This is a genomic window from Corynebacterium striatum (assembly GCF_016728105.1).
Lineage (GTDB): Bacteria > Actinomycetota > Actinomycetes > Mycobacteriales > Mycobacteriaceae > Corynebacterium > Corynebacterium striatum.
This window is the reverse complement of record NZ_CP068158.1, coordinates 942212-954472: the sequence shown is the minus strand read 5'-3', so window position 1 is coordinate 954472 and position 12261 is coordinate 942212. Positions and strand designations below refer to the sequence as shown.

Sequence of the window (12261 nt, the reverse complement as noted above, 5' to 3'; positions counted from 1 at the left end):
GGGTTTACCCCGATCCGCACGGGGCGCAGCCGTGCGAAGATTAAGGGCATGAGTTCTCCCTACGCGTCGCGCGCGACTCAGCCCGCGTTCCCGACCTTGGCACGTCCCCAGGACGGCCGCGTCGTGGCGGGCGTGGGCGCGGGGGTGGCGGCGCACCTGGGCGTTGACGTGTTGTTCGTACGCCTGGCCTTGACCGTGTTGTGCGCCTTGGGCGGCCTCGGCGCGTTCCTCTACGCCGGGGTATGGGTTGCGACCAAGCCTGCTGATACCCCCGCGCCCGCCTCCCGCTTCGACTTCCGGGCTAACTGGTTGCTTGTCTTCATTGCCGTGGCGGCGGTCGTCGGCGCGCTGGCCAGCGGAGCCAACATGCTGCTGCCGTTGGTCATCGTCGGCGCGGGCGCGCTCGTGACATGGCAGGCCTATGACCGCGGGCTCGAGAACATAACGAGCAAGCTGAGCATTGCTGCGGGCAGTGTGCTCGTCTTGTCCGGCGTGGTCATTACCATCGCGCGGTGGGACGGCGGCGCGGACTTCATTCCGGCGTTGGCGGCGGTCGCGCTGACCGTTGTCGGTCTCGGCGCCCTCGTGGTGCCGCTCGTGCTCAAGCTGTGGCGCCAGGTGGCGGATGAGGGTGCGGAGAAAGCGGCATCGGAAGCCCAGGCGATCATGGCGGCGCGCCTGCATGATTCGGTGCTGCAGACCCTGGCGCTCATTCAAAAACGCGCGGAGGATCCGGCGGAGGTCGCGCGGCTCGCGCGATCGCAGGAACGCGAGCTGCGCGCCTGGCTATTCGACGCCCCCTCGGCAGCGCCGGCGACGGTCTTTGGCGCGCTGGCCGCGGCGTGTGGCGAGGTCGAAGACCTGTTCCCAGTGCGGATTGCGCCGGTAACGGTGGGCGAAGATATCGAGCTTACCGAGCCCACGAAGCTCGCGGTGCAGGCCGCGCGGGAGGCGATGGTCAACGCCGGTAAGCACGCGGGCGTCGATACGATGGACGTGTATGCGGAAAACTTAGCCGGCGAGCTGTCCATTTTTGTGCGCGACCGTGGCGCGGGCTTTGACCCGAGCACGGTGGCCGGGGACCGGCACGGAATTCGCGACTCTATCCGCGGGCGCATGGAACACGCCGGCGGCACCGCGCAGGTGACATCGACGCCGGGGCAGGGCACCGAGGTGGAGCTCACGGTAGCTTTGTAGCCATGGTTTCCGTTTTCCTCGTCGATGATCACTCCGTCTTCCGTGCCGGCGTGCGCGCGGAGCTCGCTCAGGCTGCCGATATCGAAGTTGCAGGTGACGCGGGTACCGTCGCCGAGGCGGTGGCGGGGATTGCTGCGTCGCAGCCGGACGTGGTGCTGCTTGACGTGCACATGCCGGACGGTGGCGGGCTGGCGGTGCTGCGCGGGGCGCCAGGGCCGGTGTACTTGGCGCTGAGTGTCTCAGATGCAGCAGAAGATGTCATCGCGCTCATTCGCGCCGGTGCGCGAGGCTACGTGACGAAGAATATCTCGGGTCCGGAACTCGCAGCGGCCGTGCGCCGCGTGCATGAGGGCGACGCGTATTTCTCGCCGCGGCTGGCGGGATTCGTGCTTGACGCGTTCGCGTCCGGCGCGCTGGCCGAGTCGAAGCCCGGAGCGCCGGACGAATCCGTGGACCCGGCAGTCGACGCGCTGACCAGGCGCGAACTCGAGGTGCTGCGGCTGCTTGCGCGCGGTTACACGTATCGCGAAATCGGCGAGCGTCTCTTTATCTCGGTGAAGACGGTGGAGACGCATGCGTCGAATATCTTGCGCAAGACGCAGCAATCCAATCGCCACCAGCTCACGCGCTGGGCGGCGAGCCACGATTTGGACTGAGTCCTAGGCGTAGGCGAGTTTGCGGGTGCCGTCTACGTGGGGGAATACGAAGAAGGCAGCGCCCGCGATGACCAGCCACGTCACGGCCACGCCCCAGACTGGAAGCGAAAACAGCGGGGCCAGCATAACGATGAGCCATAGGAACATCAGGGGGACGAGCTGCCCGATGTTGGGCAGCATGGTCACATTTTTCTTGTCCGCGTAAGCGCGCAGCTCAGCCCTATAAGGATGGAGAAAAACAAGCGCGAACGCGGCAATCAAACAGATAAGGCCTGCGCCGATTGCGATGCCGAAGTGGATATCGCTGACCATGACGGCCACGGCTGCACCGATGAGAAAAGATGCGCCCAGGCGAACCCAGTGTGGGGTGGGGATGGGAGTGCTGAGTTTGCGAATATCGCTGAGATGGGCGTTCATGCCGGTCAACGCTACCATTCGAAAACGTAATTGCGTGTGTCCGGGGCAGGGTTCATAATAGGGAAATGAATCAAACAGGCGTTCGCATAGCAGATATGGTTAACGGTAGCTTGGCGTTGAGCCGCGCGGACCGTATTGCCGCTTTGCGCGCCGAGATGCGGAAGCTGGAAAGCCCTGCTATCGCACCTCAAGTGCAGCCGGAAGTAGAGCTGGTTGAGGCACCTTCTGCACTGGCCAAGCTGCTTCCGGGCGGAGGGTTAGCTCGCCGGCAGGTTGTGAGCTGTGCTGATTGTCCCTCGCTCATCGTGGAGATTGTCTCCCATGTTAGCGCGCAGGGCGGACACGTCGGCATCGTTGGATGGCCGGAACTGTCTCTCGCACAAGTGGCCGATAATGGGGATCTTTCGCGGGTGATTGTGGTACCCGATCCAGGGGCTGATCCCTGGGCCGTGACTGGAGTGTTGGCGGAAGGGCTCGATGTCGTTATTCACCGCGGGGTTGGGGAAGTCACGCCGTCGAAAGCGCGGCCCGTTCTGGCGAAGATCCGTGGCGGGCAGGCGGCAGTGCTGACGGTGGGCGTGCGCCTGCCGGGAACTGCCACGGAAATCGATGCGGAAGTCACCACCTTCCGCGGGCTGGGGCGCGGAAGTGGGCGAATCAACGGCGTCGATATAGCCGTGCGCGTGGAGGCTAAAGGTGTGCGTGCCAAGCAAGGCACGATGACGTGCGGCCAGAGGCGTCGTTTGGAGGCGGTATGAGGGTCGCGGCGTTGTGGTTTCCGGATTGGCCGGTCCAGGCGCTGCGTGTTCTCGACGGTGCAGGAGGGCAGTCAAGATCGCAGCAGGGCACGACTATCGTGGCGCAGCATAAGGTCGTGGTCTGCGATGCGCCCGCACGCCGGGCTGGGGTGCGGCGGGGGATGCGTCTGCGGCAGGCCCAGGCGGTGTTGCCGGAGTTGCGGGTGGAAGAGTTTAACGCGGACCGGGACGGCGCGGTGTTCGCGGAGATCGCTGCAGGTCTCGACGCTGTGGCGTCATCCATTGAGGTCCTGCGCCCGGGGCTAGTCATCGTGGATGCGGCCGCTGCCGGGCGTTTCCATGGTGGCGAGGGCGTGGCGATGCACATGCTTGTCGACGCCGCCTCCCGCGCCGGCCTCGACGCCACCATCGGGGTGGCTGATGAGATTGCTACGGCGCTCATCGCAGCACGGCATCAGGGGCTGGGCACCGTGGTCCCGGTGGGTGGCTCGCGGGAGTTTTTGGCGCAGCAGCCGGTGGCCGTGCTCGCAGCGGAGACGTCGTTGGCCTGCCCTGAGGAGTTGGTGAGTCAGCTGGCGAAGTTGGGCGTGCGCAGCCTAGGTGAGCTCGCGCAGCTGCCGTTGCGGCAGGTCACTACGCGCTTTGGCGAGGCTGGCAGGCGTTGTCATGCGGTGGCCAGTGCGGCCCCGGATAGGCGAGTGGCGCCGGAGCTGGCGCGGCCGGATCTTGCTGTGGAGATGGTCTTCGAGGAGCCGTTGGAGCGCGTGGACGCGGCAGCCTTCGCGGCGAGGCAGTTGGCGGCGCGGTTGCATGGCGTGCTGAAGGAAGCGGGGCAGGTGTGTCTGCGGTTGCGGGTCGTGGCGGAGTTCGTGGGCGGCGAGCGGCTGGAGCGAATCTGGCGCACGCAGGAGGCGTTGAGTGAAAATGCCACGGCAGATCGTGTGCGCTGGCAGCTCGACGGTTGGCTGAGCTCGGCCCGCGCATCTAACGGCGGCGGGGTGTCCAAGCTGGCGCTGGAGCCGGTGGAGGTCGCGGCCCCTGCAAGCGCTGGGCTATGGGGGCACGCAAAAAGCGATGAACAGGCTAAGCGTGTTATTGCACGCGTGCAGTCGCAGTTGGGTGTGGATCGCGTGTTGCAGCCGCGGGAGGCAGGCGGGCGCGGAGTGGCCGAGCGCATCGCGTATGTTCCCTACGGTGAGCAGCGCGATCCCGCGCCGGAGGGCAGTTGGCCGGGGCGGATTCCCTCGCCGCTGCCAGCGAGCCTGGCGCATCCGGCTGCACGCATTCGGCTTATCGACGCCTCCTCCCACGACGTCTACGTCACCGCCGAAGCGCTGCTGAGCTCCGCTCCCGTGGCGCTGGGCTGGGGGCAAAATCGCTATCGGGTGATTGGCTGGGCAGGGCCCTGGCCGGTAGATACGTTGTGGTGGGGAGAGAAAGAACAAAGAATCGCCCGGCTCCAAGTGGTGGGGCAGGGCGATAAAGGGCAGCGCGCGTGGCTGCTGGTGTGGGCGGCCGGCAGGTGGAGCGTAGAAGCCACCTACTGCTGAGCGAGATTAGGTCGCTGCGAGGACATCGATGACCAAGCGGGTCGGGCCGCGCAGCACCTGCACGGAGTACGGGTGGCGCGTGTTCATACCAACGACAAACTGGGAGCGGCCCTCAAACGTGCCTGAGCTGACCACCTGCGTGATGAAACCGCCGGATTCGCTCGTACCCTCCGTAGTTCCGATGTGCGGATCCGGCATGTCCATCTCGAAGGGGTAGACCGTGCCGTCGATGTTGACGTTCAGCGCGGTAGAGCCCTTGTACGTGATGGGGTTACCGGAGCCCTGCTGGGTTGGTTTGTCGTCGTAGTCGATGAACCAGCCGGGGGAGCCGTCGCCAGTGAATTCAAAGACAACGCGCTCGAAGCCGTCGTGCTTGCCCACGCGGACGTCCGTGACAACGAGCTTGGACGGAGCTTGGGGGCGTTCGGTTTTGCGCTCCATGTTGGTCTCTCCGAGCGGGGTGATGCCGGCGGGCGCGGAGGTTTGGTTGACATCGCCGGACAAGGTGGCGGCAAAGGTAGAGGTGGGTGCGGCCGCATTCTCGGAAACGCTAGAGCACGCGGCCAAGGCAACCGCGCCGAGGGTGAGCGCGGCGAGCACAGGCGCGAGTGAGGATGTTTTCGGCATAAAAACAGAGTATTGCCTAACCCGTTCAAATGCATAGCCATTGAGGGAACAGAATGAACATCGTAACCGCATTGTTGTGATTGGTGTGGTGCATGGGACAGGTAAGCTGTTCTTCATGACTTTTTGCTCTGACGTACAAGTTGAGCCCCTCCCCGGCACGGCGAAGAAGGAAAGCGTCTTTGTGCTCTTCGAATGGCCCAACGGATGGTCCCGCGACATCCTTGACGGTGGAACCTTCGGCCCCGAGCTCACCGCGCAGCTCAAAGCCAAGCTCAAAGGCGTCGCCGGGCTGCAGCTCATCCGCAAGCCCGGAAAGGAAGGCCGCGTCATCAACGGCCAGCACCGCTGCTACGTGGTGTGGGCGGAACAGGGCGTATGCAAGGAGTATCTCCTCGATGGACCCGCGGACATCCTGGGGTTGGATTTGGGGGCGCCGCTTGGCGACGTCGCAAAGCATCCGCTCGTGCTCATCTGCACCCATGGACGCCGTGACGTGTGCTGTGCCGTGAAAGGGCGCCCGCTGGCGGCGGAACTGGCCGCCGAATTCCCAGACGTCGTGTGGGAGACTTCGCACACGAAGGGGCACCGGTTTGCGCCGTCGATTCTGCTGATGCCGTGGGGCTATTCCTTTGGGCGTCTCAACATTGAGGCAGCCCGTGAACTGGTGCGCGCTGCGCAGCGCGGCGAGTACTTCTACCCGGGCAACCGCGGCTGCGGTTTGTACGGACCGCGCGGGCAGGTGGCAGAGCTGGCCGTGGCGCGTGGGTTGATCGAGGCAGGGGAGCGCGTGCGTTTTGGACAGCTGCGCGCTGACGACGCCCACGTGCGCCACGCCGACGGCCGTGAGTGGCGGGTGGAATTGCAAGAAAAAGAGGTCTCCGGCGTCGTCTCCTCGTGTGGGGACGAACCGAAGACCTCGAAGGCGTGGCACGCAGTGGGTGTGCACGCGGGGAACGTTAGCGGCGCATAATCTTGGCCGAGAGCCAGTTGCCGAAGAACTGTGCGGCCTGGACCAGCACGATGATGATGAGCGTTGCCACCACGGTGACTTCCCACTCGAAGGCGCGGTAGCCGTAGACGATGGCAAAGTCACCCAAGCCGCCGCCTCCGACGTAGCCGGCCATCGCGGACATGTCGACAATGCCGATGAACAGGAAGGTGTAGCCCAGAACCAGCGGGCCGAGGGCCTCCGGGATGATGACCGAGGTGATGATCTTCCACGGGGAAGCGCCCATCGCGCGGGCTGCTTCAATAACGCCGGGGTCGATGGCGACCAGGTTCTGCTCCACGATGCGGGCCACGGCGAAGGTGGCTGCGATGACCATGACGAAGGTCGCCGGCTCGCGGCCGATGGAACCGCCAAGGACCGCCACGGTTAGCGGCTGCGCGAAGGCCAGCAGGATGATGAACGGAATCGGGCGGACGAAGTTCACCAGGATGTTGATGATGAAGTAGACAACCTTGTTCTGCAGGATGCCACCCGGGCGGGTGGTAAAGAGCAGCACACCCAGCACGAGGCCGAGGAGGCCTGCGACCACCAGGGTCGTTGAGACCATGATGAGGGTGTCTTGGACGGCCTCGACGAGGGTATCGCCCAAGCGATCCCAGTCAGCGGCAGCTTGGTAGGTCACGTTCATCGGGAAATCTCCTCAATCTCGGTGGTCTGTTGCAAGGTGTTGTAGAACTCCTCGATGGCGGCCGGGTTGCCGTTGAGGCGGACCGTCAGCTTGCCGAAGGAGTGCTTCTGCAGCGTCGTAATGCCGCCGTGAACGACCGCAATAGATACGCCTTGTTCGGCCAGGCGAGCAGAAGCGGCGAAGAAGCCGGAGTTCTCGGTCAGATTGATGGTGAACAAGCGGCCCTCATGCGCGAGCAGGTCATCTGCCTCGACGAGGTCCGGGGTATTGCGCAGGGAGGTTGCCACGAACTTGGACGCGACCTCGGTGCGCGGGTTGGAGAAGACCTCGTATACGCTACCGGCCTCGATGATGCGGCCGTTTTCCATCACGGCGACCTTGTCGGCGATGGAGCGGACGACCTCCATCTCGTGGGTAATCACGACGATGGTGATGCCAAGGTCGCGGTTGACCTTACGCAGCAGTTCCAGCACCTCGTGGGTGGTGGTGGGGTCGAGCGCGGAGGTGGCTTCGTCGGCAAGCAGCAGGGACGGGTTGGTAGCCAGCGCACGAGCGATGCCCACGCGCTGCTTCTGACCGCCGGAGAGCTGCTCCGGGTAGTTCGAGCCCTTGTCGCCCAGGCCGACGAACTGCAGGAGCTCCTCGACGCGGCGCTTGCGCTCCTCCTTTGGAACACCTGCCAGACGCAGTGGGTACTCAATGTTGCCCGCAGCGGTACGCGAAGACATCAGGTTGAACTGCTGGAAGATCATGCCGATGTTGCGGCGAATGCCGCGCAGCGTGGGCTCTGGCATGCCCACGATGTCGGTGCCGTCTAGCAGCAGCTGGCCGGAGGTCGGCTTGTCCAGGCCGTTGATCATGCGGACCAACGTGGACTTACCGGCGCCGGAGAAACCGATGATGCCGACGATCTCGCCGGGCTCGACGGTCAGGGAAACGCTGTCAAGCGCCTTTGTTTCGGTCTTCTTGTTCTTGAAAACTTTGGTGATGTTTCGAAACTCAATGCGGGTACCTTGCTTGGCCCCTGATTGCTGTGTCACGTGAGGTGTTTCCTTCAAATCGATGTGACGGTTGACGGCCGAAACCCCGGACACGCTGTGGTGTTCCGGGGAAGGCTGAGATGGCTACTTGGAAGTGGTCTTTTCCAGGCGGTCGAGGATTTCTTTCAGCTCTTCTGCGGACTTCTCAACGGGAACGGAGGTGCCCTTGGAGTCCTCAGCAACTGCGTCCTGGACAGCCTTGGTGTGCCAGATTTCAGCGACCTTCTTGATCTGCTCGTTGTTAGCATCCTCAGTGCGAACGACGAATGCGTTGATGTAAGGCTCAGCTTCTGGGGAGTTCGGGTCATCCTGGAACACGGAGGTGGTCGGGTCGATACCTGCGCGGTCGAGGAAGGAGTTGTTGATGATGGCCGGCTTGCCCTCGCCGTAAGCGGTTGGGGTCTGGGCGGCGTCGACAGGCACAACCTTGACCTTGGACTTAGCCTCGTCGATGTCCGGCAGACCCGGGGTGATGAGGCCTTCCTTCTTCAGTGTGACGAGCTTGGCCTGGACCAGCACGTTGATGGCGCGGCCCTGGTTGGTGGAGTCGTTCGGGATGGCGACTTCCTGGCCCTCGATGCCGTCGAGGGATTTGTGGTCCTTCCAGAACAGAGCCAGCGGAACGATCTCGGTTGCGACGATCGGAACGAGGTCGGTGCCGTTGCCCTTGTTGAACTCAGCAAGGAACTTCAGGTGCTGGAAGTTGTTGGTGTCCAGCTCGCCCTGGTTCAGGGCCTGGTTCGGGGTGTTGTAGTCGGAGAAGTTCTTGACCTCGATCTCGAGACCCTGCTTCTCAGCCTCGTCCTCGAAAGCAGACCATGCCTTCTTGGCGGCGTCGGTAGTGCCGATGACGATTGGGCCGTCAGACTCGCCGGAAGCGGAGTCGGAGGAATCGGAGGAGCAAGCCACGAGGCTGGTGGCTGCGATAACTGCTGCGGAGGAAGCTGCAAGAACGCGACGGATACGCATGATAGGAGGAATCCCTTCGATTGAAATAGATTTGAATGAAAGAAACCTAACAGGGATTGAACCGCTTTGTCTATATTGGATGTAGCGTGCACGTAAATTGACTAGAACATAATTTCGATCATATTGTTTTTCCATGAGGTTCAACGGTGGGGCGGCGCTACCCTGGTCACGGGTGGAAAGGATTCTTTCTGGACGTCCTACGCCCACTCCCGTGCCCGTGGATCATGTGGGTTCCCCTGTGGATTCGCCGGAGCACGGGGCGTCGTCAGTGGCGTTTGCGGAGCTGCATGCCGTGTCGTCCTATAGCTTTTTGGACGGCGCTTCGGAACCAGAGGAGCTGGTGGCGCGGGCGGTGGAGCTGGGCCTGTGTGGCCTTGCGCTGGTGGACAAGGACGGATTCTACGGCCTCATGAAATTCGCTGAGGCCGCAGCCAAAGTGGGGCTACCTGCGGTGTTCGGTGCGGAGCTTTCGCTTCCCGACGCCCCCCTGACCGTCCTTGCTCGCACACCCGAGGGGTACCGCCGGCTTTCACGTTTGATCGCACAGGCCCGTATGGATGCGGGGGTAAAGGATGAAGTGGCGTACCCGCCCTTGGGGGAGATTGCTGAGCGGCTCCAGGATCATTGCCTTTTTCTGGTGGGGTGGGAGTGGCTGGATAAAATCGACCACTTGCTCGAAAGAATAAAAATAGACAGCATAGTCCTCGAATATGCGTGCACTATGACTCCTGAGGACGCGGATCACTATGCTGCGCTCGATCGATACAACGGCCTCCGGGCCATCGCAACCGCTCGTCCCGCAGCGGCCACCCGGCAGCAGGCCAGGCTGGCTGGTGCCAAGCAGGCGTTGGCCAGGCGGCAGTCCCTCGAGCAGGCGGCTCCCGACGCCCACCCCATGGGCGCCGGCTGGCTGCGCTCGGGTGAGCAGATGGCGCAGCTTTTCCCGGACCGGCCGGAGCTTATCGCGGAGACGGTCGCTGTTTTAAACGAATGCAGTTTTACCTGGGACGCGTTGGCGCCCAACCTGCCGGACTTCGAGGTGCCCGACGGGTACACGGAGATGACCTGGCTGGAACACCTGACCTGGGTGCGCGCCGAGGAGCGTTATGCCTCCCGGCCCGCTGACGTGCAGCAGCGGGCATGGAAGCAGATCGCCTATGAGCTAGGGGTTATCGAACAGCTGACATTCCCCGGCTACTTCCTCATCGTGTGCGACCTAGTGGATTTCTGTAAGCGCTCCAACATCCTGTGCCAGGGCCGCGGCTCGGCGGCGAACTCTGCGGTGTGTTTTGCTTTGGGTATTACCAACGCGGAACCGATTTCCGCGGGCCTTCTTTTTGAGCGTTTTCTTTCTCCTGACCGCGACGGTCCGCCGGACATCGATATCGACATCGAGTCCGGTCGCCGCGAGGAGGTTATCCAGTACGTCTACGAAAAGCATGGGCGTGAGCGGGCTGCGCAGGTGGCCAACGTCATCACGTATCGCCGCAAGGGCGCGACTCGCGACGCCGCTCGTGCCCTCGGCTACCCACAGGGCTCCGCGGATTCCTGGTCGAAGGGGCTTTCGGAGCCGCCGGGGGACGTCGTCAAGCTGGCGGAACAATTCCTCGGGCAACCGCGCCATCTGGGCATTCACTCGGGCGGCATGGTGTTGTGCGACCGCCCCATCGCGGATGTGGTGCCGATGGAGTGGGCACGGATGGAAAAGCGTTCGGTGTTGCAGTGGGACAAGGATGATTGCGCGGCGGCCGGGCTGGTGAAGTTCGATCTACTGGGGCTGGGCATGCTCGAGGCGCTGCACCACATGCAGGACTTGGTGGAGGAGACCACTGGGCACAAGGTGAATCTGTGGGAGCTGGACCTGGCGGAAAAAGAGGTCTACGACATGCTGTGCCGCGCCGATGCGGTGGGGGTGTTCCAGGTGGAGTCGCGCGCGCAGTTGTCCACGCTGCCGCGTTTGAAGCCGCGGAAGTTCTTCGACCTGGTGGTGGAGGTTGCGCTCATCCGTCCCGGCCCGATTCAGGGTGGTTCGGTGCATCCTTATCTGCGCCGGCGCGACGGTAAGGAGGCGGTGACCTATGACCACCCAGTGCTGGAGAAGTCCCTGGGCAAGACGCTGGGCATTCCGCTGTTTCAGGAACAGCTGATGCAGATTGCCGTCGACGCCGCGGGCTTTTCCGGCGCGGAGGCCGACGATCTGCGGCGTGCGATGGGCTCGAAGCGCTCGCCTGCGCGGATGGCGGCGATTCGGCAGCGCTTCTACGACGGGCTGGCGCAGACCAATGGGATTGTGGGCGAGACCGCGGACAAGCTGTGGAACAAGATTGTGGCCTTTGCCGCGTACGGTTTCCCGGAGTCGCACTCGCAGTCTTTTGCCTCGTTGGTCTACTTCTCGGCGTGGATGAAGTATCACTATCCGGCGCAGTTTTGCGTGGGCCTGCTGCGGGCGCAGCCGATGGGCTTTTATTCGCCGCAATCGCTCATTCAGGATGCGCGGCGGCACGGAGTGGAAGTTCTTCCGCTGGACGTGAACGCTTCGGGATGTCAGGCGCGTGCGGTGGTCCAAGACGGCGGCGAGGTGGCGATCCGGCTGGGCCTTAACCTCATCAAGGGGTTGGGGGAGAAGGCTGCGCAGCGTATCGAGGATGCATGCGCGCAGGCGCCTTTTGCGGATATTGCGGACCTGGCGCGGCGTGCGGATCTCAGCGTGGAGCACGTGGAGGCATTGGCCTGTGCGGGGGCGTTGGATTGTTTCGGGCTTTCGCGCCGTCAGGCGTTGTGGCAGGCGGGCGTTGCGGCGACGGAGCGTGCCGGCATGTTGCCGGGGCTTTCGGCTATTTCTGCGCCGAGCCTGCCCGGGATGAGCGCGTTTGAGCTGATGGCTTCCGACGTCGCCAGTACTGGCGTTACCCACGACAAACAGCCGATGGAGCTCGTGCGCGCCGCGCTTAACGACGCCCACGTGTGCACCGCCTCCGACCTGCGCCACGTTCCGGATGGAACGCGCGTGCGTATCGCCGGGATTGTGACGCATAGGCAGCGTCCGCAGACTGCCGCTGGCGTCATCTTTTTGGGCTTGGAGGATGAGACCGGCTTGATGAACGTGATGGTCTCGCCGGGGCTGTGGCAGCTCAACAAGACCGTGGCCAGGACGTCTAAAGCGCTGGTTATTCGTGGCATCGTGCAAAATGCCACGGGTGCGGTCAACGTGGTGGCAGACAAGCTGGAGCCGCTTGCCATGGGTGAGTGGCTCTCCCGCGGCTCGCGTGATTTCCGTTAGGCCGCATAAACACTCGTTGTGTGTTTATCGTGGACGGGAATGGAAGAGCGAAGAAACCGCACAGCGCGGCGCATCCTGAAAGGTACTGTCTACCCGCACAACATTCACCCCGCGCTGGATTTTTACCACG

11 protein-coding genes are annotated in these 12261 nt (G+C 63.5%); 6 read left to right on the top strand and 5 right to left on the bottom strand.

Going from position 1 to position 12261, the window contains the following annotated elements; translation table 11 throughout:
• Window positions 1-48: 48 nt before the first annotated feature.
• Together I6I72_RS04415 and I6I72_RS04410 are read left to right on the top strand one after the other, a co-directional pair.
• The gene (locus I6I72_RS04415) at window positions 49-1197 is read left to right on the top strand and encodes an ATP-binding protein (RefSeq protein ID WP_070508959.1); all 1149 of its coding nucleotides are present in this window, start codon (window positions 49-51) and stop codon (window positions 1195-1197) included.
• Between the two features lie 2 nt (window positions 1198-1199).
• A complete protein-coding gene (locus I6I72_RS04410) occupies window positions 1200-1853 on the top strand; it encodes a response regulator transcription factor (RefSeq protein WP_005527912.1) in 654 nt (217 codons plus the stop codon).
• Window positions 1854-1856: 3 nt separating this feature from the next.
• Here I6I72_RS04410 and I6I72_RS04405 read toward each other — a convergent pair whose 3' ends face one another.
• Entirely contained in the window at window positions 1857-2270 is a 414-nt protein-coding gene (locus tag I6I72_RS04405) for a hypothetical protein (protein ID WP_049063260.1), read from the bottom strand.
• Window positions 2271-2335: 65 nt separating this feature from the next.
• Here I6I72_RS04405 and I6I72_RS04400 point away from each other — a divergent pair, with 65 nt between their 5' ends.
• Window positions 2336-3028 (top strand): hypothetical protein, encoded by a 693-nt coding sequence (locus I6I72_RS04400; protein ID WP_236592669.1) that lies wholly within the window; start codon window positions 2336-2338, stop codon window positions 3026-3028.
• Window positions 3025-4578, top strand: coding sequence for a DNA polymerase Y family protein (locus I6I72_RS04395; RefSeq protein WP_049147481.1), 1554 nt, complete (start codon window positions 3025-3027; stop codon window positions 4576-4578). Before I6I72_RS04400 ends, I6I72_RS04395 begins: the two co-directional genes overlap by 4 nt.
• A gap of 6 nt (window positions 4579-4584) precedes the next feature.
• Here I6I72_RS04395 and I6I72_RS04390 read toward each other — a convergent pair whose 3' ends face one another.
• Window positions 4585-5205 carry an AMIN-like domain-containing (lipo)protein gene (locus I6I72_RS04390; protein WP_049147479.1) on the bottom strand — a complete coding sequence of 207 codons (621 nt, stop codon included), beginning with the start codon at window positions 5203-5205 and terminating at the stop codon, window positions 4585-4587.
• 115 nt (window positions 5206-5320) lie between these two features.
• On the opposite strand from I6I72_RS04390, the gene I6I72_RS04385 reads away from it, so the two are divergent.
• Window positions 5321-6175: a sucrase ferredoxin gene (locus I6I72_RS04385; protein WP_049147476.1), complete on the top strand. Its 855-nt coding sequence runs from the start codon at window positions 5321-5323 to the stop codon at window positions 6173-6175.
• On the opposite strand, the gene I6I72_RS04380 is transcribed toward I6I72_RS04385, so the two are convergent.
• From I6I72_RS04380 to I6I72_RS04370, 3 genes are all read right to left on the bottom strand, one after another.
• On the bottom strand, window positions 6162-6842 hold the full coding sequence (locus tag I6I72_RS04380) for a methionine ABC transporter permease (protein WP_049062853.1): 681 nt from the start codon (window positions 6840-6842) through the stop codon (window positions 6162-6164). The two genes, I6I72_RS04385 and I6I72_RS04380, sit on opposite strands and share 14 nt — an antisense overlap.
• Entirely contained in the window at window positions 6839-7882 is a 1044-nt protein-coding gene (locus I6I72_RS04375) for a methionine ABC transporter ATP-binding protein (RefSeq protein ID WP_046646587.1), read from the bottom strand. The genes I6I72_RS04380 and I6I72_RS04375 overlap by 4 nt, the downstream gene beginning before the upstream one ends.
• Window positions 7883-7966: 84 nt before the next feature.
• Window positions 7967-8851 (bottom strand): MetQ/NlpA family ABC transporter substrate-binding protein, encoded by an 885-nt coding sequence (locus I6I72_RS04370; protein ID WP_049062855.1) that lies wholly within the window; start codon window positions 8849-8851, stop codon window positions 7967-7969.
• Between the two features lie 133 nt (window positions 8852-8984).
• Here I6I72_RS04370 and I6I72_RS04365 point away from each other — a divergent pair, with 133 nt between their 5' ends.
• Complete coding sequence (locus I6I72_RS04365) at window positions 8985-12131, top strand: error-prone DNA polymerase (RefSeq protein ID WP_201807529.1); 3147 nt, start codon at window positions 8985-8987, stop codon at window positions 12129-12131.
• Window positions 12132-12261 lie beyond the last annotated feature (130 nt).